The organism is Methylocaldum sp. GT1TLB, from assembly GCF_051027445.1.
Classification (GTDB): Bacteria; Pseudomonadota; Gammaproteobacteria; order Methylococcales; family Methylococcaceae; genus Methylocaldum.
This window is the reverse complement of sequence record NZ_CP194898.1, coordinates 3,031,227-3,051,525: the sequence shown is the minus strand read 5'-3', so window position 1 is coordinate 3,051,525 and position 20,299 is coordinate 3,031,227. Positions and strand designations below refer to the sequence as shown.

Here is a 20,299-nt window from a genome sequence, read left to right as displayed (position 1 = left end):
GAAGGTGTCAGGCTTTGGTTTATGACTATTTGATTTTGGAGCGGAGCTGCTATTGTGCGGGAAATCTTCAACATCGCGATGGGAATTTTACTAGCTTGCGCGATTCTCGCTGGAGGCTTTCTATTTATTCTTTACGCAACCGATCGATACCAGCAATTTAAGATCGCTCAGGAAGAAACAAAAAAAGCCAACATCCTTAAGGATGCTCAACAGCTCGCCACTCAGCGGGAACAAGCGCGTTTAGCAGAGGAAAAACGAGTCCAGGAAGTCGAACAACAATACAGGGCGTTCTTAAAGGCCCATCGAAGGCCGGAATGCGAGCGTAACGATATCACCTGGGATCAGTTGGTGAAGTGTAAGAATGACGAAAGCCGCCTCAGATCGGAGTTTCAAAGACAGCCACCCGGTTATAGCCCATCCATTCAAACGCCCGGAAAAACACTGGCCTCGATCAATTCCGAGGACGATATAAAAAGACTCCCAGATCAAAACCAGCCGGCGAAGAAGTGCGCCATCTGGCGACTCAGAATCAACGATCCATCGTTCGATTCCAAGAGCGTAAGGCAGAACATCGAATTATTTTGTCGGTAAGACGGAATATTTTGCCTCAGTTCCCCAGCGAGCCATCCGCCGCCCACGGTGTTCAGGTTGAACATGCATACATGATATGTATGCTGACGGAATGGACATCGAGTTCGATCCCCTAAAAGTAGCCGCGATTCTTCGCAAGCACGGTGCCAGCTTCGCTCACGCGGAAACGGCTTTACGCGATCCGAACGCCTTAACCATGGAAGATCCGGACGCGGAAGGCGAACAGCGCTTGGTAACGCTGGGCATGGATGCATTGGGACGAATCCTGGTCGTTGTACATGCGCCGCGTGGGGATCGGACGCGCCTTATTTCGGCCCGAAAGGCCAGCCCAAAAGAGTGTGAAGCTTATGCGTGACGAATACGATTTCAGCAAAGGCCGACGAGGCCCGGTAATTCCCTCGCCAGGGAAAACCCGAATCACCATTTTCCTGGACGACGACATCATTGAAGCGTTCCGCATGAAGGCAGAAGCGGAAGGGAAAGGTTATCAAACGCTGATTAACGAAGCGCTACGCGCAGCCATTCAGCCGGAGAATGCGCCGATCACCCAAAAAACCCTACGGCGGATTATCCGAGAGGAACTGCATACGGCCTGATTACCCGATGTTTGAGAAGGTGTCAGGCTTTGATGGCGACGAAACCTTGGCTCGACATACCGAATAACGCCGGCGACAAGGTTTCGCGATCCGCGACCAGAACACTCAAAATTCCCGGCCGCCCTTTGAAGGATTGCAAAAAGCAGGAACACGCATTGACCAAGAGGTTATGAACTGCTACGAAGGTCTTTACGAAGCCGTTCGGTAACGGCCAGCTACCTTCCGACCCATTGAATGAGTAACACCATGATTACCATCGAGCTTTCACCCGAACTCGAGAACCAACTCGACACCGTTGCCAAAGAGCACGGGAAAAGCAAGGAAGAATGGACCCGAGAAGTGATTCTCGAATACCTGCAAGACTTGCACGATCTTAAGGAGGCCGAACAAGTCATGAAGGACATCAAGGAAGGGCGGGAGAAAACAACATCCCTCGAAGAAGTCAAAAAGGTGTCAGGCTTTCGTTGTTTGATAACGTAAATGATAGCGAGGAATCCGGCGTGGTGGAGATCCATGAATATTTCATTACCGATGCCGATGGAAGGGGTAAGGCTGTGGTCATCGACATCGAGAAGTATCAAACGATTCCGGAATCGCTTGAGGAGCCGGAGGCGATCCGAGCACACAAATAGCGTCAGTTCTCACATTCCAACACTCCCCCTGGCGCCCCGAAAAGCAGCCGCCAACCTTTTTGCAAGCATGGAGTCAGTCTTGATCACGCGGAAGCGAGCTTACGCGGTTCATGATCTGAACGGCGAACGCGGGCGGGCCGTTCGGAATTTCGATGCCGGCTCGTTCCGCTTCTTTCCTAATTCCGCCGTAGCCGCTCTGTCCACGCTTCACATCATCGAATGGGCACTCATGACGCCCTGCGCGTCCTCGATACTCCAATTCCGAACGCTTTAACTGACTAGTGAAACTCCGTCGTTCGGCTTACGGACTCGGCTGGAGCGAGTGCAATGCTTGCTACCGCGCAGGCCGGCGGACGACGACAAGCTCCACTTCCTACGTTCGGCGGGGGTCAAGTGCGTTAAGGCTTGGTTAATGTCGGGAGGAGTAGAAAGGAGGCGCGGAACGAATTGCATGATCGGCCGTAGAGAAACACGGCGTATCTGGATCAGGCAACTCCGCTTGTCTTTGTAATGGGTTAGGGGAGTTTCGATACAGATGAACGCATCAGCAAAAAAAATTTGGCGGATAGCAATGTTGCTAACATTGATGATGGCACTGGACGGGTGCTATAGAGTGGTACACCCCCATCACCACGGCCATGCGTATGGCCACGGCCACAGACACCACTACCATGGCGATGGCGGGTATCACAAGGGCAAACACGGGCACGGACACCGCCATCACCACCATGATTAACGGGCTTTACGTATTCCCTGGCTACGTGATCTATGGATGCTATGGGTTTTTCACACTGCCGACGCATACGCCGACCGCCAAGGCACGTGTCTTGGCGGTTGATCACGGGGTCAGGTCTCGCATTCCGACGTAAAAACGAGCCCGGTAGGGCGGGCGTGAACCATCGCCGCTAAAGCTGTCAGGCTTTGGGGATTCGACTGATGTCCCATGGCTGGCATGTTGGTTTCCTCCCCTCGGCCATCAGCTGTCTTTAAAATCAAAGCAAGGTGGTCACCGCATCGCACTCGCCGGTCGTCAGCTCGAAATCGAAGATCGCAAGATCCTCTCGCATGTGGGCTTCCGAGGCGGTGCCGGTCAGGGGAACGATGTCGATCTGGGTCAGATAGCGGAAGAAGATTTGCGAGGGCGTACGCTGGTACTTTGCGGCCAAGGTCTGCAAGGCGGGGTGTGCGATGACCTGGGGATTGGCGGTGAGCGTCCAGAAGCTCTGATAGACGATTTGGTGTTGCCGGCAGAAGGCGCGAATCTCGCGGTCGTAACGGGTCTCGGCATAGAAGCGGTTCTGGATCAGCGCCGGCTTGATGGCCGCCTGCCGATACAACCGCTCGAGCTGTTCGAGCGCATAGCAGTTGCTGATTCCCAATTGCTTCACGGCGCCAGCCTCGAAGATCGCTTCCATCGCCCGCCATACTTCCATCGTGTCTCGCTCGTTCGCTAGAGGGGAATGCAGTACCAGCCCATCGAGATACGGGCTCTGAAGATTTCTCAGTGAGCTCTTGCACGATTGGGCGACTTGCTCGGCCAAGCTCGCCTTCGGATCGTACGGTATTCGGGTGGGATCCTGCCCATTCACGGGCGTGAATTTGGTCTGGAGATAGAGTTCGGCACGGGTCAGCCCCGCCTTCAAACACGCCGCGACGCCGGCACCGACGCCCGGCTCGTCGTAATGCTTCGGCTGGGCGGCGGTATCGATGCCGCGAAATCCCAAGGTGATGGCCTGCTGCACCAGAGCCGCCGTGCGGTCCTTCTTCCATGCCGTCCCGTACAGAATCTTGGGTATCCGCACCCCGTAGGCGGATCTCACGAAGTCGGTGTCTTTCATCGATGGTCTCCGAGCGAGAGGACGTTAACTTTAAACTGTTTGACTAATGCCGCATGACTAATGCATTTGTTTCAGAGCGTCGGCGACAATCGTACAAGAACCGAACTCTATAGGACTAATTACGGAGACGCATCCGGCGACGGACAGATCGGCCGCTATGCGGGTAAACCGGCAGTGGATCCAGGGGGAATGCAAACTGCATGTTTTCGGCTTCGCCACACTCGAAAGTACGCTATCCGGCATTGAAGTTGACGCCCCTTTGAAATCTCGGAACAAACCGAAATGTAGTCACCCCAGTGGCGTGAGCTACTGCTCTCGGGCAATGTTGAAGCCGAAAGGTAAAATATGGCGAACGGGGCGAAGTGTGCAGCATATCGGCAAGCATCGATTCGGGGCGGCGTCCCTGTTCGCACCAGGTCATAAGAGCCTATCCCAGTAGGCTCAAGAAACCCTTCGACAAGCTCAGGGCGAACGGCCTACTGGGATAGGCTCTAAGTACGATTTCGGCCGTCGAGGACACCTCAGGATAAGCCTTACGATGTCTCATTTTTGCCACGCGTATACCTTCGATCCAACTTACGGCTACACCCTGGATAGGCTCCTGCAAGTCGGAGCTCCGGTCATACCGGATGATTTCGCGGCTTTTTGGGAGGCCCGCTACCGGCGAACCTTGACGGTATCCCCCCAACCGCGTCTGAGCCGATGGCCCGAAGGTCGGGAGGGCTTCTCCGTGTACGACCTCGAATACCGTTCCACGGACGATTTCATCATCGGCGGCTGGTTGCTTCTGCCGCAAGACCGGTCGGTGCGGCGCGGCATGGTGGTGGGGCACGGCTATGGCGGCCGGGATGCGCCGGATTTTGACCTTCCCGTCGCGGATACCGCCTATCTGTTTCCCTGTTTTCGTGGCCTTTCCCGAAGCCGCCGGCCGCCGATTTCCGAGGAGCCGTACTGGCACGTCCTGCACGACATCGACAAGCGCGACCGTTACATTCTCGGCGGTTGCGTGGAGGACTTGTGGCTCGCGGTGTCGGCTCTGCTCGAGCTGTACCCCGAGACGGTCGGTCATATCGGCTACATGGGCATCAGCTTCGGCGGCGGCATCGGCGCCTTGGCGTTGCCCTGGGACGCCCGCATCCGGAGGGCGCACCTGAACATGCCCACCTTCGGCCATCATCCGCTGCGTCTCGAACTCCCGACCGTAGGCAGCGGGCGCGCGATCAGGGATTACCAGCAGAAGCACGGTAACGTTCTGGACACATTGCGTTATTACGATGCCGCGAGTGCGGCGGCGTATACCGGGATCCCCGTTCAGGTGGCGGCCGCCCTGTTCGATCCGGTGGTGGCACCGCCCGGACAGTTCGCGGTCCATAACGCCCTAGCAGGGCCGAAGAGCCTTTATGTCCTGGAAGCGGGGCATGTCGATTATCCGGCCAGGGCGCGGCAGGACGCGGAACTGCGGGACATCCTCGCGGATTTTTTCGAAGCGCTGTAGTTGCATGAAGCCCGAATCCTTCGATCGCTGCTTACGACACTTGGTAATTCAGCATGAACCGTGAATATCATCGTTGGTATAGCCCGCGGCTGAATCGCGACATGGAACTGCTGGTGTTCGGCCATGCCGGAGCGAAAGTGTTGGTGTTTCCGACGCGCGACGGGCGATTTTACGAATACGAGGACTTGCGTATCGTGCAAGCACTGGCCCACAAGATCGAGGCGGGACAATTGCAACTCTATTGCGTCGACGGCTTGGCGCACGAGACGTTTTATTGTGGCTGGCGGCACCCGGCGGATCGAATCCGACACTATATCGAGTTTGAGGACTATATCCTCAATGAAGTCTTGCCGTTCATGGCCGCGAAAAACCCGCATCCTTGTGTCATTGCTCATGGCTGTAGCCTGGGCGCCTTCTATGCCGCCAACATCGCGTTTCGTCACCCGCACCTGTTTCGGAAGCTCAGCGCATTTTCCGGGCGCTACGATCTGACCCTGAGTGTCGAGCATTTCGGCAATCTGTACGACGGCTATTACGACGACAACATCTATTACAATACCCCCTGCCATTTCCTGCCCAATCTCGGGCAATGCGACCAACTGAACGCCTTGCGCGCCATGGACATCATCCTCGTCGTCGGTCGGGAGGATCCCTTTCTCGAAAACAACCGTTATCTGAGCCGCATGCTCTGGGAAAAAGGCGTGTGGAACCACCTCAGCGAGTGGGACGGCCGCGCCCATCAAGCCCACTACTGGCGCAAGATGGCGCCGCTATACGTGTGATTTGGATGTCCGTTTTCAGACTAAAGTACCTGTGCGGAAATGTCGCATGAGGCATGTACGACAGGCCGAAAAGTTTTTGCTATCGTCGAAATCGCCTTGTTCCATAAGCCATCGCTTTCGTCGCAGCAACCCATACAGGTATCACTATGGCCAAGAAAACATCCTCCGATTCAAATGACACTGGAGAAAAAATCCTTCGGGAAACCATCGTACAGATGACTTCCGAAACGCACCAAGAAACCGTGATGGAAGCAACCGCCCTGGAAACGCCGGCACAAGCAGCCGTTCAAGGTTTAAGGGAAGGTGCGGGCGATGCGCGCGAAGCCGTTTCCGGAGGCGTGTCGGCCGTAAGTCAGACCTTGTCCGAGGTTGTTTATAAAGGCTTTTATTATCTATCGTACGGGGTCGTTTACAGCGCTCTGGTCGTCGCGAGCCTGATACCCACCGATAATGCCATGGGCGAAGGAATCCAGGCCGGCGCGGACGCTGCCAAGAAATCCTTTGACGAGTACCAGAAGGAGCGGGCGGCTCATCGGGATTCGGCCGCTACCGTTGAAGCTCCCGCGGACGCGGGCTTAGCCACTTCCTGAGCCATTATCCTAGAAACGGCAGTTGACCGCTTAGATGCGGTAGAAACGCCGCGAGGATTCCGACCGTCGTCCCTTCTGCCGATTTCACCGTTTGGGTGAAGCCGCTACGTGCCCGATTGCACGGCGGGCGGGCCACCTGGCGGCGTTGCTCCTTCTTGCGGGAGACTACCCCGCGGCGGCGTCGCGCCTTGCCAGCCGACCCGCCCGCCGCACACTCGAGCACGTCCAACTGCCGTTTCTAGGATTATCCGCCTACTTCGAAAAAACCCCGCCTCGTTTCGCGGGGTTTTTGTTTGTCTTTTCGTTAATCGATCGGACGATAACACTCCGGCAACCGGATGTTCTCCCTTGGCACCTGGCGAACTTGCATGCGCCGGCGGGGGGATCGAATGTCGTCCATCATCGACAGCGGGTGAGAGATCAATGTGAACGCGCCTAGTTCATCTCCGCCAACAGCGAAGTCCGGAGACTTTCGAGAGCCGGAGTTTGTTTGCGCGCCTCGGGTAGTCCGTCGATTTCCTCGAGCGCGGCGGCGAAAGTCCGTTTGGATTCGTCCATGCGCGCCAGCGCCTTGAGAATCATTCCCTTTTTGTAGAGCAAGAAAGGCATACGCTGGTGGGTTGCGAGCATTTGATCGACCCGCCGCAACGCCGACTCGTAGCGTTGTTGCTCCATCTCCAGCGTCAGCGCCCGCTCGCTCAGCACGTGCAGAGGGCCGAGCCGCGCGATTCCGTCGTTCAGCACTTCTATGGCCTTGTCCGTTTTGCCCGCCGAGTGAAAGGCGTCGGCGGCGTAGAGCACGTGATCGGGTTTTATGTCCTTGGAGAGTCTGACGGCTGTCAGGTACGCCTCGGCCGCGGCTAGCGGTTTGCCCGATACCGACAAGATATCGCCGGTGAGCACGTGGCCGCGCGCCTTGGCGGCATCGTTCGTTGCCTGCCGGAGAAATTGCCGCGCGGATTCCAACGCGGCATCCGGCTGTTTCAGCACGAGTTGCGCCCGGGCCAGATGGAAGAGTGCGTCGATCCGTCCAGGAGCGAGTTTGATCGCTTTGGCGAGGTCGTCGTGCGCATGGTCGGCGTGACCCTCGTCGAGAAACAATTGGCCGCGTTTTATGAGCAGATCGGCGTTCTTGGGGTGATGAGCGATTTCGCGGTTGAGATCGTGGATGCGTTCGTGCACGTCGCCGTGAGCCAGCGTGAAGCCAGAATATCCCAGCAGTGCGGCAATAAGCAGTGTTCGTCTAGACATGAACTTTTCCTAGGTGCAAGAACGTGCCGGGACCCGAGCATTGAGCACGGGTGCCCGGCGTCGGAAGTTTATTGATAGGTGACAGTGAGTTTCGGTCGTTGCGACTGCGTACCGTACTCGGACGAACGCAGATCGACGCCGTCGCTGGTGCCGCCGTCCACGATCATGAGGCCGTTGTTCGCGGCCGCTCCGTTGACCCAGCCCTGTACCAGCGAGATGCCGGCGCCGTTGAGCTGGATGGTGTGGGTGCCGGTCGCCGAGGGCTGGAAGGAGCCGATCAGTACGCCCTGATTGTTCAGCGGATCGACGCTGTTCCAGGTGGCGCCGCCTTCGGTCCACGCCGTGTTCACCGCATACAGGTTGTAGGTGCCGTTGCTGAGGTTGGAAACCCGCAGCGTGACGGTGGCATTGGTCACGGTGGCCATTGCCGGGATTGATGAAACATTCCACTTCATCAAACCGATGAGGCGGCCGTTGGTGCCGTCGGCGCCATCGGCGAGTACGGTCGTGGCATTGCCGTAGTTGGTGGTGGCCTTGCCGCTTGCGACATAGGTGTCTTGCGTGCCGGCGTAAGCGTTTAGGCCGTCCTGCAACTGTACCGTTTGCGGCGCGCCGCCGGCCGTGTACATGCCGGCGTCCACGTTGGCGACGCTGCTGCCCGCAACCGCGCTGAACACGGCGGTCTTGCCATCGAGCGGACTCGCATCGCTGTCGATGCTGTCGTTCCCGCCCTGATCCTGCGGCGAGAGGGTGCGCGTCCCTGGAATGAACCGCACGTAGTAGCTGCCGGCCGCAACACTGTCGAACTGGTAGGCTCCGCTCGTGTTGGTGGACTGGGTGGCGACCAGCGTATTGGTATCGGTATAGAGCCGCACCTCGATGCCTTGCAGGAAGCTCTCGCCCGTTTCGCGAATGCCGTCCGCGTCCACGTCCTGCCACACCACGCCGCTCACGTTGGCCAACTGCGGCGGCGGTGTTCCGCCCTTGGTCATGGTGAAGTAGTCGCGCACCGTGCCGTTGTTGTTGAGGAATTTGGCGTCGAGCGTCAAACCGTTCACATCCAGCACCATCGAGCCCAGTTCGTTCAGCGAGATGTACATGGCCGGATGATTGAGCGTGCCGCCGCTTGTTTTACCCGAGCTGCCCGCCACCGCGTAGACCGCGCCTGCGTGCGATGCGCCGACGCCCGATTTGGTGTAGGCCCCGGTGCCGTCGATGCGGCCGCTGCCGGACTGCACGACGTGGCTTGCGTCGCTGAAGGTCGAGGACGAGCCGTAATGGCCGTCGATGAACTTCGAGCGTTCATAGGAATGGCTGTGGCCGGTCAGTACCAGGTCGATGCCATAGCTCTCCAGTATCGGCAATACGTTCTGGCGCATTTCGACCAACTGGGTCTCGGTGTCGGAATTATGCGAACCCTTGGAGTAGGGCGGGTGATGCCAGAAGGCGATATTCCAGTCGGCGGTGGAAGCCTGCAGATCGGCTTCCAGCCAGTTCAACATCGGGCTGCCCACGGCGCGGCTCGAATCGTGGGAATCGAGCACGATGAAGTGGATGTTGCCGTAGTCGAAGGAGTAATACGCCTCCGTACCCGATGCCACACCGCCCGCTTCGCCATTGCGCGGCAGCGAGAAGATGTCGTAATAGGGGCCAGTCTCGGTGCCCGAATCGGCCGAGGCGCCGTCGTGGTTGCCCAGCGTCGACCAGGTCACGGACTGCCGTAGCATGTCCGGATACATGTTGAACATCTTCGATTGATATTCGGCATCGGTACCGCTGCTGTAGGCATTGTCGCCGAGTTGCAGCCACAAATGGGTGGGATTGGTGCCGGTGAAGTTGCGATAGGCGTTGTACACGGCGGCCTGGCCGGAAGTGCCGGTGCCGGCATCGCCGATCACCCAGATGCGCGTCGGCTGCTGTGTGCCCGTGGTCGGCGCGGTGTGGAAATAGGTATTGCTGTCGCCGCCCGAGAGTGTCTGCGTGGTGGAGCCGATCGAGTAATAGTACTTGGTCTGCGGATTGAGTCCACTCACCTGCACGCTGTGCTCGGTGGTCGACGCGGCATCATCGAAGGTGAGCGTCAAGTTCGTAGGGCTGGTGCCGACGCGCACCCGGCTGTTCGAGGCCACGTCCGAGCGCCAGCGCACGATGAGCCCGCTAGATGTGCCCATCTGCAAATAAGGGCCGCGGGTGACCGAAAGCGCGGCGGCATCGCGGGCCAGCGTCGTCGCCATCAAGGCGGCAAGAGTCAATGAAAAAACGCGGAAAAAGTTCGACGGCTTCATAGAAACTCCCTGGTGTTGGTTGTGGAGCCGCCGGAATACTACGCAGCACAAGTGACGAACTAGTGACAGGGATACGACGAAAACGAAGCTCAGCGCATCGAAGACTTCCAGGTGAGCCGAACCTGTAAAGGTCATGAATCGGTCATCGAACCGTCATCAGGCTGACCCGAAGCGATTTATAGAATCCGGGCCTCCAGAAACTCCATGAGGTGTTCCATGCAGGCCTTCGATCGACAAACACGCAATATTCTGTCTCCCATCGGCAAAGCTGCCGCGTCCGCGCTCCTGTTGGCCTTGAGCATGTCCGCTCAAGTCTTGGCGGAGGGCGGCGACATTCAGCTTTCCGCCGGCGGTGAAATCGCAGGCGCTACCATTCAAGTCCCAGGAGCGCCTGACCGCATTCGAATCCCCGTCGGTCAAATCACAGCGGACGGAGGCCGTCTTCCCCTATTTCGCCCGAGTGACCCGCTCCGGCTTCTTCACGATCTGCCGCAAATGGAACAGGGCATCCAGTTCGGCGATGTCGGCGAGGGACGCGCCATCGTGTGGAGCCGCTGCGACCGCCCGGCCCGTATGTGGGTGGAATACGCGTTCAACGAACAATTCACGGATTCCAAGGTCATCCGCGGTCCTCATGCGCTCGAAGTCTCCGACTTCACCGCGCGTCAGGACCTGGTCGGGCTGCCGTCCGGAAAGGACGTCTACGTGAAGGTCTGGTTCGAGGATCTGACCAACGCCCGCAACAAGAGCGAGCCGGTCATCGGTCGTTTCCACACCGTGGGCAAGCACGAGGACATACGCTTCGTGTGGGGCGGCGATACCGCGGGACAGGGCTGGGGCATCAACGAGGCGTTCGGCGGCATGAGGATCTATGAAGCCATGCGTCAAGTGAAGCCGCAGTTCTTCATTCAGAGCGGCGACAGCGTCTACTCCGACGGTCCCATCGAAGCGAGCAAACCGGCCGAAAACGGCCAGATCTGGACTAACCTCGTAACGCCCGAAGTCTCCAAGGTCGCCGAAACCCTGGACGAGTTCCGGGGCCGCTACAAGTACAACCTGCTGGACGCCAACCTCCGCCGCTTCAACGCCGAAGTGCCGCAGATCTGGCAATGGGACGACCATGAAGTGGTCAACAACTGGTCCGATGCCAAGGACCTGGCCAACGATCCCCGCTACACGCTCAAGGAGATTCCGGTGCTGATCGCTCACGCCACGCGCGCTTTCCACGAATATGCGCCCCTGCGCCCGCATACGGCGGAAGAGTCCGAGCGTCTCTACCGCAAGATTTCCTACGGCCCGCTGCTGGACGTGTTCGTCATCGATATGCGCAGCTACCGGGGCCCGAACACGGCCAACTTGCAGACGCAGGAGGGACCGGAAACGGCGTTTCTGGGCGAAGCGCAGTTGAAGTGGCTGAAAAAGGAACTGAAGAAATCGCGGGCCACCTGGAAAGTCATTTCCGCCGACATGCCCATCGGCCTCAACATCGGCGACGGCGTCGATGCGAACGGCCAGCCCCGCTGGGAAGCCATCGCCAACGGCGACAACGGCCCCGCCGTCGGCCGCGAGCTGGAAATCGCCCGCCTCTTACGCTTCATCAAGCACGAGCGAATCAAGAACATCGTGTGGCTGACCGCCGACGTCCATTATGCCGCCGCGCATTTCTACGATCCCTCGGAGGCGCAATTCAAGGACTTCTCGCCGTTCTGGGAATTCGTCGCCGGCCCGCTCAACGCCGGTTCCTTCGGTCCCAATACCACCGACGGCACCTTCGGGCCGCAGGTCGTGTTCGCCAAGGCGCCGCCGGCGGGTCAGGCCAACCTCTCGCCCTACGCGGGCTTGCAGTTCTTCGGCGAGGTCAACATCAACCGCAAGACCCACGAGTTGACGGTGGATCTAAAGGATCTTTACGGCGCGTCGGTATTCAGCAAGACACTCAAGGCTGAACACGGACGAGATCCCGACTGAGCAGACAACCGAGCCAGGCCCCGAATTGGTGAAAACGCATGTCGACGCCATCGGCCCATGGAAGCGTTCCTTCGTTCGACATTCAAGCGAACATTAATCGTAAGGGTGGGTTAGCGCAGCGTAACCCACCGACTCGGGCAAATTGGGGGCCATACGGCTTAAAACTGATAAGCAGCCTCGATTGCAAACAAATCCCAATCACGTTCGAGTTCTCTGACGTTCCGGTTCTCGGCAAGAGATACCCAGCCCGCACCATGGACCCGATGATATTCGGCACGAATCATAAAGTTATCGATTATGTTGAATCGAAGTGCCGCCATCCAATCTTTGGCAAAGAAAAAGGAGCCAGGAATGCCGGTACGCACTTCGTACTTTTTCCCATAGCGATCACTGACGTCTGTATAAAATACATCGTAACGCCCGATCAATTCGATATAGTGGTTGATCTTATAACCCGCCTGAAAGTAATACCCTTCACCGTTGTATTCATTATCTGGGAGAAATCGCCCGAAGTTCTCAAAGCGTATGTTGCGAATTGAATATTCAGAAGCAAGCGATAGCGACTCGCCGTTGTACTGGATGCCTAAACCGTAGGGTTGATATTCAAATTCACCCGAATCGATTATCGGATCCGATTGCTTATCATAATCGCTGATTAACCACGCAGCGCTAAATACGACCCGGATTAGCCCACCCGAATAGTCATACGCCAGCTGAGTTGCCGCCGAAAAATCTCCGATAAACTTTCCTGGACGGTTGCTGCCCCCGAATACATTAAATTCAAGGCTATTATCCGGTATGGATGCTCCAAGATTTGCCTTGAATGAAAAATTGCCGAAAGGGGAACTGAAGTCCGTGTAAAACTGGGCGCCATCGGTCGCCATGCCGACATTTCGAGTACGGTCGAAGTAAAGACTTTGGGGCAGAAATATGGAAGGTCGAGTAAAAGGAGCATCCCGTGATTCGTTATACAAACCCAGCGGTAATTTGACTCGCCCCAGGCGAACTCCGGATCGAAAGCCGGGATGATCGAGCGCCGTGACGTCCATAAGACCGTAATCGAGCCGTAGCTCTTCGGGAATTTGCTCGCCAGCTCGGCGATATAGGCCTTGGACCGCGAAGCGGACATTATTGAAGGGACGCGCCGCCGCATTTAATCCGACCTGCGTCAAGTCGAAGCTTCCGTGCCTACTGTTGCCGTAAAACTGATTTCCGGATGTGGCTACAAAACCTTGTTCGAGAAATCCGTGGACCTGAAAGCTCTCTGACCAGTTGCCAAAAGCTCCACCGGCATGTGAGCTTAACGGGCAAATCATTACTAGCAAAAAAGCTAAAAAATAGGTTCCTTTTTGCATCATTCGGAAACAATGTAGTGGCAACCGAGACTCGTGGCCTAAAGCTCCCGCTTGGGTGCTTGCTTCAACGCCAATGCGATTTAGTTTAGACGCAAAAAAGCCGCGCACAGGGCAGGGCGAGAAGGTGTCGGCTTTTCATTGTTTGATGGGATTTTGAGGGGAATCCGAAAAAGGGGCGGATATCCCAAGCTTTCTTTATGATCAAGTGTTGCCTTAACTGGCTATGTGTCAACCGAGTGTCAACGCAGTTATAACGTTTTACGGCTTTTTGTGATGCTTTGAATTGTAAGTGTTTGTATTTGGTTGTTTTTCGTGTCCTTGCGTCACGTTGCAACGGACTCTGACTCCGTAAACCCTGGTTCGAATCCAGGTCCCCCAGCCACTCCGAGCATTGTCACGTGACCAAATCGTGACATTGCTCGAAAATGCCGGGGGTATTCATATCTGCCAGCGGCATGTTGGAAAGCCCTTGCGCTGTGCAGCCGCCGCGAGCCTCCAGCGCTCTGGCCGTCAAGATCGGCCAATCGGGTAGTTGCCACAGATTCCGTTGACTCTATCCAGCGCTTCGTTTCCCGGTCTCCCATGGGCTGTGGCGGAGATTGAAACTACTGCTCTGATTTTTCGAGCCTTTCCGTCCCAAAGAGCGGGCAGGGCAACTTTCTAGGTGACATCCGGCAACTGATTCTAAACGTGTGTCTGCTCGTCGCGTCCTCCGACTCGCCGGTATTGCCTACGTCTACTAGAGCCGAGACTTCACCTGCCGACTGAGCAAACGTTCAAGCTACATGAACTGATTCTTCTTTCTCGTCGTCTTGGACGACGCCCCTCTGGCCGAAATCTTGCCGAGGAAGAGTCGTTCACCGATCCGGCGCAGCAATTCCGTGAGCGGTCATACAAAAGCCTTGGGCCGGTACTCCGAGGGCCGCGTTGAACTTGGCGGACAGGTTCTGATGCGCGGCGAGCGCCGCCAGTTCCACGATGCCATCGTCGCCGAAGGCTTGCCGTAATCGGTCGATCAAATCCTGATCTATCTCGATTCCGGTGCCCGTGATGGCCTCCACGTAGGCTAGAGCGGCTCTTTCCGCCTCGCTGAATCGAGGCGAATCCCTAAACCCGATCAGATCGTGCAATTGCTCTGGCGATACGCCCCGGTCAAGAGCATGGGAGGCGTTGAGATCGATGCAGAAATGGCATGAGTTGAGCTGGGCGATGCGAGTGCGGATCAGGGCGCGCAGCGCACCGCTCAAGGGTGAAGATTTACGTTCCAGGGCCAAATTCATCAACTGAAAGCCGACGAACGCCAGCGGCAGGCGTGCCCACAGGCGCACAGGTTCCGGCAGAACCCGCAAACGCCGGCGCATCAGGGCTAATACCGGGCGCAGGTACCAGGCATAGCTGTAGTTCTCGGGGGTGTCGACAAAGCTCATAGGGCTTCCGGTTTTCTGTGTGTAACGGTGGAGTCAGGGTTTAGACCATTTTCCGGTTTGGTGTAGCGCCCGAAGTAGGTCGGCAAGGGATTGCCGACCTACGATTGCTTCAGGTTTTCGGTATGTGGCGGTGGGCGCGATCTTCAGTCCGCGAGTCGTCGCAGTCTGAAGATCGTCCCTGGGAAAATTATGGTCTCAGCTCAACTTCAGCAGCATTTTTCCCCGCCGCATTCGGCGATTTGTCGCCCGCCCTTGGTTTCCGCTGCCGGACGGCGGGTTCCCGGTGGCGCGCACCAAGCCACCGGTTCGGCGAGAATCTTTGGTTCGATGCCGATGAAGTGCTTCTGATAAGGGCCTTCGGTGAGGGTGCGGAAGGTTCGCTCGCATACGGCAATGCGCTCGCCGCGCGGGAAGATATGGCCCTCCTCGTCGCGCACTTCCGCGTAAGGGCCGCGATAGATCACCGCATGGCCCCGGTCCAGGCATTCCCGGCCGTAGCCTTTGACGGCGACCAGGGTGACGGCGCGGAATTCGATGTTCTCGAGCACCTGCCAGGGTTCGGCTTCCCATTTGTCCAGACACACGGCGCCGAAGCCGGCTTGCTCGAAGGCTCGGACGAACTCCCGTTCCTCGAAGGCGCCGGAGATGCAGCCGCTCCACAGCGCGGGATCGTCCTTCAGATGTTGGGGCACGGGCTCGTCGGCGACGATGTCGGAGATGGCAACCCGTCCGCCCGGTTTGAGCACCCGGAAAATTTCCCGCACCAGTTGCGTTTTTTCGTCATCGCCCACCAGGTTCAGCACGCAGTTGGAAATGACCAAATCCACCGAAGCGTCGGCAATCAGCGGCTGGGTTTTGCGCTGCCTGGCCTGCCAGGATTTCAGCGCCGCCAGGGACGCCGCGTCGGTGATCGGCCGCTCGGCCAGATAGCGTTCCATTGCGGCGACGTCCAAGGCCAAATCCTGGATATAACCCTTGTGGAAACGCACCCGGTCGCCGCCCAGTTTCTCGGCCATTTCCGACTGGTATTTGCGAGCCAGGGCCAGCATGTCGTCGTTCATGTCGACGCCGATGATCAGCCCTTGAGGGCCGACCACTTGTGCCGCCATATAACAAATCTTGCCGCCGCCCGAGCCCAGGTCGAGCACGGTATCACCTTCACGTACATAGCGGGAGGGATCCCCGCAGCCGTAATCCTTGTCGATGATTTCCCGAGGCAGCAATTTCAATAGCTCGCGGTCGTAATCCACCGGGCAACACAAGGCTGCCTGCCTCTCGCGAGCACCTTCGGAATAGCGTTCTCGTACCGACTCTTCTACAAACATCATGGGCTCTCCAGATTCACTGTTCTCTTTCTACGTGTTCAATGCGCCACCGCAGGAGCTGCCGCAGCCGGCGGTGCAGCCATAGCAATGATCGGCCGTGGCGATGGCCTGGCCTTGCAATGCGGTTGCATCGATTTCCGTGATATGACGCTGTCGCCCGCCCAGCGGCAAGCCCAGCATCTGGTTGAAATCGCAGTCGTGGACGTAACCTTGCCAATCGATGCTGATCAGGCTGCGGCACATGATGCCTTCCAGGTTTTCATCGCGATGGGCGCTTTTCAGCAAGCGCATGTAGGGTTCGAACTGGCCTTTCGACACCAGGGTGCTGCCGAAGCGCTGGATGGGCATGTTGGCGAGGGCATAAAGCCGGTTGAAGACGAGGTCGTAGCGGGCCTTCAGCTCTCGATGGTAGGCGGCTTCCAGTTCCTCCTGGGCCGGCGGCAATGTCGGCCCCTGGGGGTTGTAGACCAGGTTCAGGATCAACCCCGTGCCGGGTCGGCCGTAGCCGAGTCCGTTGAGCCTTTTCAAGGCGCGAAGGCTCGCTTCGAATACCCCGTTGCCGCGTTGCCGGTCCACGTTATCTTCGAGGTAACAGGGGAGGGAAGCCGTGATTTCCACCTTTTGCGCGGCCAGAAAATCGGCGAGGCTCTCGTAACCGGGTTCTTCCAGAATGGTGAGGTTGCAGCGGTCGATCACTTGTAGACCTAAGTCCCGCGCGCTCTCCACCAGATGGCGGAAATGCGGGTTCATCTCAGGGGCGCCTCCGGTCAAATCCAAGGTGGCGACTCCGGCCCGCCGCAGCAGATCGAGCACCTGGTCCACGGTTTCCCTGTCCATCATCTCCTTGCGTTTCGGTCCGGCATTGACGTGGCAATGCAGGCAGGTCTGATTGCAGCGGTAACCCAGGTTCACTTGCACCGTGTCCAGCTCTCCGCGGACGATGACGGGAAAATTGCTGGATCGTACCAAGGGCAATATTGCATGCATGCGCGGCTTAGACTCCGTCGGGAAGTGGAAAATTTAAATCATTAGTCGCCTGCCGAGACGAAATCTTACAGCGTCGCGAAGAAAATCATCCCGGTGCGGCTGTAAGTTTTCTATCTCATTGTCCGACCAATTAATAGCATTATTCGACCATTGCCTTTAGGGAAATCCGTCATGAACCCTTACCGTATCGGTCTTGTCATCGTCCTCCTGTCGCTTGCTTGGGCTTTTTTCGCCTTCGACCTGCAACGCTTTTTCACTTTGGAGACGTTGAAAGCCCAGCAGGAAGCCATCGCCGCTTATCGAACCGCCCATCCTTTCCTCGCCATCACGATTTACGGCCTCCTCTATGTAGCGGTCACGGGGCTGTCCCTGCCCGGCGCGGCGGTGCTGACTCTGGCCGGCGGCGCCGTCTTCGGTCTGCTGTGGGGCACGGTGATTGTATCTTTCGCTTCGACCATCGGGGCAACCTTGGCCTTTCTCGCATCCCGCTTTTTGTTTCGCGACGCGGTCAAAGCCCGGTTCGGCGAGCGTCTGAAAGCCATCGATTCCGGCATCGTCCGTGACGGCGCTTTTTACCTGTTTACCTTGCGGCTGGTGCCGGCGTTTCCGTTCTTCGTCATCAATCTTCTAATGGGCCTGACCGCCATACCCACTCGCACATTTTATTGGGTGAGCCAAGTGGGCATGTTGCCTGGAACCCTGGTTTACGTGAATGCCGGCACGCAGTTGGCCAAGATCGAATCCCTGTCGGACATCCTCTCGCCCGGCCTGCTTTTGTCATTCGCCCTATTGGGGCTGTTCCCGCTGCTGGCCCGCAGGCTGGTGGATACGATCAAGGCCCGCAAGGTATATGAGCCCTGGGAAAAACCCAAACGCTTCGACCGTAACCTGGTGGTGATCGGTGCGGGTTCTGCAGGTCTGGTCACCGCCTATATCGCGGCCGCCGTGAAGGCAAAGGTGACGCTGATCGAGAAACACCGCATGGGCGGAGATTGCCTCAACACCGGCTGTGTCCCTTCGAAAGCCCTGATACGCACGGCGAAACTGCTGAGCCAGATCGGTCGGGCACCCGAGTTCGGCATCCGCCGGGCCTCTGCGGAGTTCGATTTCGCCGATGCGATGGAACGGGTGCAGCGGGTGATACGGACTGTGGCGCCGCACGATTCGGAGGAACGTTACACCGAATTGGGCGTTGAGGTGATCGAGGGCGAAGCGAGGATCGTCTCGCCCTGGTCGGTGGAGGTTCGCACGGAAGCGGGCACTCGCACGCTCAGCACCCGCGCCATCGTCATCGCTGCCGGTGCGAGGCCTTTCGTGCCGCCTATCCACGGATTGGAGGAGGTGGGCTACCTCACTTCGGACAACGTCTGGGATATCCGCGAATTGCCGAAGCGTCTGGTCGTCCTCGGTGGTGGTCCGATCGGTTGTGAGCTGGCGCAGGCGTTCGTCCGATTCGGCAGTCGGGTTACTCAGGTGGAGATGTTGCCCCGACTGCTGATCCGGGAGGATCCGGAAGTCTCCGAAATCATTGCGCGGCGTTTCCGCGACGAGGGCGTAGACCTTCGGTTGGAGCATCAAGCCAAACGGATCATCGTCGAGAACGGCGAGAAAATCCTGATCGTCGAACACCAGGGGCAAGAGATACGGATAGTCTTCGACCAAATACTGGTGGCTGTCGGCCGCGTCGCCAACACTAAGGGCTACGGGCTGGAAGAACTCGGCATCGAAACGACGAAAGCGCGCACCGTCGAAACCGACGAGTTTCTTCAGACGCTTTATCCAAATATCTACGCCTGCGGAGATGTGGCCGGGCCGTTCCAGTTCACGCATACGGCTTCCCATCAGGCCTGGTACGCGGCGGTCAACGCGCTCTTCGGCGATTTCAGGAAATTCCGGGCCGATTACCGGGTCATTCCTTGGGCAACCTTTACCGATCCGGAAGTGGCGCGGGTAGGCCTTAACGAACAGGAAGCCAAGGAACGGGGCATTCCTTATGAAATCAGCCGCTATGGCCTCGACGATCTGGACCGCGCCATTACGGACGGCGAAGCGCACGGTTTCGTCAAGGTGCTCACCGTACCGGGCAAGGACAGGATACTCGGCGTTACCCTCGTCGGCGAACATGCCGGCGACCTGATCGCCGAGTTCATCCTGGCCATGAAACACGGGCTGGGACTTAACAAATTACTCGCCACCATTCACATCTACCCGACTCTGGCCGAAGCCAATAAATACGCCGCCGGTGTCTGGAAACGCGCGCATGCGCCGGAAGCGCTGCTTCGATGGGTGGAGCGGTATCATGCCTGGCGGCGGGGGTGATGGCCAAATAGGGCGTTTTCATTACGGTGTACGGATTCGTGTCGGGCAGGAAGAGCGTAGGTCGGCAATCCCTTGCCGAGCCGGTACGTCGGCAAAGGGTTGCCGACCTACACATCAGGCTCCGTCACGCCGAATCGGAAAACTCTTAGCTTCTTCGCAAACCCTTACGTGCACGGAACCGTGCATTCCAGAACCGGCTCGCGACGTCCGGAGGATGAATATTTCGATAGCCCCGCATGGCCGTCTCAACGACCGGAAAATCACCGCCAAGCCGCGACGGCAGAGCGCGGGTGATTGTTGACACGCTATATTACGTGTATATACTCCTTAATGTCTTTCGTTTAAATTGTAGGTATCCCGAACTTGTCCCAAGCATGTGCCCCCTCGAGTGAAATGCCGGATTACCGGTGCTGTATGGATTGCACCGGCTTCAATCTCCGTAAGGCGACCCGTGCGGTGAGTCAGCTTTACGACGAGATGCTGCGCCCGGCCGGCATCCGGGGTACGCAGTATTCGCTTCTGGTCGCCGTCCATATGAGCGGACCCATCACGGTGACCCAGCTTGCCGAGAACGCCGTCATGGACCGAACGACTTTGAGCCGTAATCTGGAGCTTCTTGAGAATCAAGGGCTTATTGATGTCGCCTCCGGCGAAGATCGCCGCACCCGGATGGTGACGATTACCGACGAAGGACGGGTCGTGCTGCTTAAAGCGTATCCTCTGTGGGAACAGGCACAGTCCAGAATCAGGGAGGCTATGGGCGAAGACCGATTGCAAATCCTGATGAGAAGCCTGTCGGACTTGATTGAGGCATCACAGGCGCAATAATTTTTTTCGTCATTTACGTGTATATACACT

At 57.7% G+C, this 20,299-nt stretch carries 19 protein-coding genes; 12 read left to right on the top strand and 7 right to left on the bottom strand.

Annotation, left to right across the window (positions count from 1 at the left end; all coding sequences use genetic code 11):
• Positions 1 to 54: 54 nt before the first annotated feature.
• The 6 genes from ACR2R1_RS13275 to ACR2R1_RS13250 all read left to right on the top strand — a co-directional run bounded on the left by ACR2R1_RS13275 (position 55) and on the right by ACR2R1_RS13250 (position 2,555).
• The gene (locus ACR2R1_RS13275) at positions 55 to 591 is read left to right on the top strand and encodes a hypothetical protein (RefSeq protein WP_434110445.1); all 537 of its coding nucleotides are present in this window, start codon (positions 55 to 57) and stop codon (positions 589 to 591) included.
• Between the two features lie 76 nt (positions 592 to 667).
• Positions 668 to 946: a BrnT family toxin gene (locus ACR2R1_RS13270; RefSeq protein WP_434110443.1), complete on the top strand. Its 279-nt coding sequence runs from the start codon at positions 668 to 670 to the stop codon at positions 944 to 946.
• A complete protein-coding gene (locus tag ACR2R1_RS13265) occupies positions 939 to 1,187 on the top strand; it encodes a BrnA antitoxin family protein (protein WP_434110441.1) in 249 nt (82 codons plus the stop codon). The genes ACR2R1_RS13270 and ACR2R1_RS13265 overlap by 8 nt, the downstream gene beginning before the upstream one ends.
• A 246-nt stretch (positions 1,188 to 1,433) precedes the next feature.
• Entirely contained in the window at positions 1,434 to 1,667 is a 234-nt protein-coding gene (gene relB / locus ACR2R1_RS13260; protein ID WP_434110439.1) for a type II toxin-antitoxin system RelB family antitoxin, read from the top strand.
• 231 nt (positions 1,668 to 1,898) lie between these two features.
• Positions 1,899 to 2,093 carry a hypothetical protein gene (locus ACR2R1_RS13255; protein ID WP_139841110.1) on the top strand — a complete coding sequence of 65 codons (195 nt, stop codon included), beginning with the start codon at positions 1,899 to 1,901 and terminating at the stop codon, positions 2,091 to 2,093.
• A 297-nt stretch (positions 2,094 to 2,390) separates the two neighbouring features.
• A complete protein-coding gene (locus ACR2R1_RS13250; protein WP_347259182.1) occupies positions 2,391 to 2,555 on the top strand; it encodes a hypothetical protein in 165 nt (54 codons plus the stop codon).
• A gap of 256 nt (positions 2,556 to 2,811) precedes the next feature.
• On the opposite strand, the gene ACR2R1_RS13245 is transcribed toward ACR2R1_RS13250, so the two are convergent.
• Positions 2,812 to 3,657, bottom strand: a complete 846-nt coding sequence (locus ACR2R1_RS13245; RefSeq protein ID WP_434110436.1) for an aldo/keto reductase family protein — start codon at positions 3,655 to 3,657, stop codon at positions 2,812 to 2,814.
• A gap of 538 nt (positions 3,658 to 4,195) precedes the next feature.
• Here ACR2R1_RS13245 and ACR2R1_RS13240 point away from each other — a divergent pair.
• The 3 genes from ACR2R1_RS13240 to ACR2R1_RS13230 all read left to right on the top strand — a co-directional run bounded on the left by ACR2R1_RS13240 (position 4,196) and on the right by ACR2R1_RS13230 (position 6,524).
• Complete coding sequence (locus tag ACR2R1_RS13240) at positions 4,196 to 5,152, top strand: acetylxylan esterase (RefSeq protein WP_210024023.1); 957 nt, start codon at positions 4,196 to 4,198, stop codon at positions 5,150 to 5,152.
• Between the two features lie 53 nt (positions 5,153 to 5,205).
• Entirely contained in the window at positions 5,206 to 5,934 is a 729-nt protein-coding gene (locus ACR2R1_RS13235) for an esterase family protein (RefSeq protein WP_086134716.1), read from the top strand.
• Between the two features lie 215 nt (positions 5,935 to 6,149).
• Positions 6,150 to 6,524 carry a hypothetical protein gene (locus ACR2R1_RS13230; RefSeq protein ID WP_156880126.1) on the top strand — a complete coding sequence of 125 codons (375 nt, stop codon included), beginning with the start codon at positions 6,150 to 6,152 and terminating at the stop codon, positions 6,522 to 6,524.
• A 435-nt stretch (positions 6,525 to 6,959) separates the two neighbouring features.
• Here ACR2R1_RS13230 and ACR2R1_RS13225 read toward each other — a convergent pair whose 3' ends face one another.
• Together ACR2R1_RS13225 and ACR2R1_RS13220 are read right to left on the bottom strand one after the other, a co-directional pair.
• Positions 6,960 to 7,775: a tetratricopeptide repeat protein gene (locus ACR2R1_RS13225; protein WP_086134717.1), complete on the bottom strand. Its 816-nt coding sequence runs from the start codon at positions 7,773 to 7,775 to the stop codon at positions 6,960 to 6,962.
• Positions 7,776 to 7,843: 68 nt separating this feature from the next.
• Positions 7,844 to 10,060 (bottom strand): DNRLRE domain-containing protein, encoded by a 2,217-nt coding sequence (locus tag ACR2R1_RS13220; protein ID WP_434110432.1) that lies wholly within the window; start codon positions 10,058 to 10,060, stop codon positions 7,844 to 7,846.
• Between the two features lie 216 nt (positions 10,061 to 10,276).
• Between ACR2R1_RS13220 and ACR2R1_RS13215 the strand changes: the two genes are divergently transcribed.
• Entirely contained in the window at positions 10,277 to 12,028 is a 1,752-nt protein-coding gene (locus ACR2R1_RS13215; RefSeq protein WP_434110430.1) for an alkaline phosphatase D family protein, read from the top strand.
• Between the two features lie 158 nt (positions 12,029 to 12,186).
• On the opposite strand, the gene ACR2R1_RS13210 is transcribed toward ACR2R1_RS13215, so the two are convergent.
• From ACR2R1_RS13210 to arsS, 4 genes are all read right to left on the bottom strand, one after another.
• On the bottom strand, positions 12,187 to 13,386 hold the full coding sequence (locus ACR2R1_RS13210; RefSeq protein ID WP_434110428.1) for a hypothetical protein: 1,200 nt from the start codon (positions 13,384 to 13,386) through the stop codon (positions 12,187 to 12,189).
• A gap of 854 nt (positions 13,387 to 14,240) precedes the next feature.
• Positions 14,241 to 14,810 (bottom strand): carboxymuconolactone decarboxylase family protein, encoded by a 570-nt coding sequence (locus tag ACR2R1_RS13205; protein ID WP_434110426.1) that lies wholly within the window; start codon positions 14,808 to 14,810, stop codon positions 14,241 to 14,243.
• 206 nt (positions 14,811 to 15,016) lie between these two features.
• A complete protein-coding gene (locus ACR2R1_RS13200) occupies positions 15,017 to 16,138 on the bottom strand; it encodes a methyltransferase domain-containing protein (protein ID WP_434110424.1) in 1,122 nt (373 codons plus the stop codon).
• Between the two features lie 27 nt (positions 16,139 to 16,165).
• Positions 16,166 to 17,122, bottom strand: coding sequence for an arsenosugar biosynthesis radical SAM (seleno)protein ArsS (gene arsS, locus ACR2R1_RS13195; RefSeq protein ID WP_434110422.1), 957 nt, complete (start codon positions 17,120 to 17,122; stop codon positions 16,166 to 16,168).
• 171 nt (positions 17,123 to 17,293) lie between these two features.
• On the opposite strand from arsS, the gene ACR2R1_RS13190 reads away from it, so the two are divergent.
• Both ACR2R1_RS13190 and ACR2R1_RS13185 read left to right on the top strand, forming a co-directional pair.
• Positions 17,294 to 19,441, top strand: coding sequence for an FAD-dependent oxidoreductase (locus ACR2R1_RS13190; RefSeq protein WP_434110420.1), 2,148 nt, complete (start codon positions 17,294 to 17,296; stop codon positions 19,439 to 19,441).
• A 414-nt stretch (positions 19,442 to 19,855) separates the two neighbouring features.
• Positions 19,856 to 20,269 carry a MarR family winged helix-turn-helix transcriptional regulator gene (locus ACR2R1_RS13185; protein ID WP_434110418.1) on the top strand — a complete coding sequence of 138 codons (414 nt, stop codon included), beginning with the start codon at positions 19,856 to 19,858 and terminating at the stop codon, positions 20,267 to 20,269.
• The last annotated feature ends 30 nt before the right edge of the window (positions 20,270 to 20,299 follow it).

Excerpts from the sequence above, each read along its gene's own strand:
- ACR2R1_RS13200 (WP_434110424.1), bottom strand. The coding sequence starts at position 16,138 with ATGATGTTTGTAGAAGAGTCGGTACGAGAACGCTATTCCGAAGGTGCT.
- arsS (WP_434110422.1), bottom strand. The coding sequence starts at position 17,122 with ATGCATGCAATATTGCCCTTGGTACGATCCAGCAATTTTCCCGTCATC.
- ACR2R1_RS13270 (WP_434110443.1), top strand. The coding sequence starts at position 668 with ATGTATGCTGACGGAATGGACATCGAGTTCGATCCCCTAAAAGTAGCC.
- ACR2R1_RS13190 (WP_434110420.1), top strand. The coding sequence starts at position 17,294 with ATGAACCCTTACCGTATCGGTCTTGTCATCGTCCTCCTGTCGCTTGCT.
- relB (WP_434110439.1), top strand. The coding sequence starts at position 1,434 with ATGATTACCATCGAGCTTTCACCCGAACTCGAGAACCAACTCGACACC.
- ACR2R1_RS13210 (WP_434110428.1), bottom strand. The coding sequence starts at position 13,386 with ATGATGCAAAAAGGAACCTATTTTTTAGCTTTTTTGCTAGTAATGATT.
- ACR2R1_RS13265 (WP_434110441.1), top strand. The coding sequence starts at position 939 with ATGCGTGACGAATACGATTTCAGCAAAGGCCGACGAGGCCCGGTAATT.
- ACR2R1_RS13205 (WP_434110426.1), bottom strand. The coding sequence starts at position 14,810 with ATGAGCTTTGTCGACACCCCCGAGAACTACAGCTATGCCTGGTACCTG.
- ACR2R1_RS13245 (WP_434110436.1), bottom strand. The coding sequence starts at position 3,657 with ATGAAAGACACCGACTTCGTGAGATCCGCCTACGGGGTGCGGATACCC.
- ACR2R1_RS13230 (WP_156880126.1), top strand. The coding sequence starts at position 6,150 with ATGACTTCCGAAACGCACCAAGAAACCGTGATGGAAGCAACCGCCCTG.
- ACR2R1_RS13250 (WP_347259182.1), top strand. The coding sequence starts at position 2,391 with ATGTTGCTAACATTGATGATGGCACTGGACGGGTGCTATAGAGTGGTA.
- ACR2R1_RS13240 (WP_210024023.1), top strand. The coding sequence starts at position 4,196 with ATGTCTCATTTTTGCCACGCGTATACCTTCGATCCAACTTACGGCTAC.
- ACR2R1_RS13215 (WP_434110430.1), top strand. The coding sequence starts at position 10,277 with ATGCAGGCCTTCGATCGACAAACACGCAATATTCTGTCTCCCATCGGC.
- ACR2R1_RS13220 (WP_434110432.1), bottom strand. The coding sequence starts at position 10,060 with ATGAAGCCGTCGAACTTTTTCCGCGTTTTTTCATTGACTCTTGCCGCC.
- ACR2R1_RS13185 (WP_434110418.1), top strand. The coding sequence starts at position 19,856 with ATGGATTGCACCGGCTTCAATCTCCGTAAGGCGACCCGTGCGGTGAGT.
- ACR2R1_RS13235 (WP_086134716.1), top strand. The coding sequence starts at position 5,206 with ATGAACCGTGAATATCATCGTTGGTATAGCCCGCGGCTGAATCGCGAC.
- ACR2R1_RS13225 (WP_086134717.1), bottom strand. The coding sequence starts at position 7,775 with ATGTCTAGACGAACACTGCTTATTGCCGCACTGCTGGGATATTCTGGC.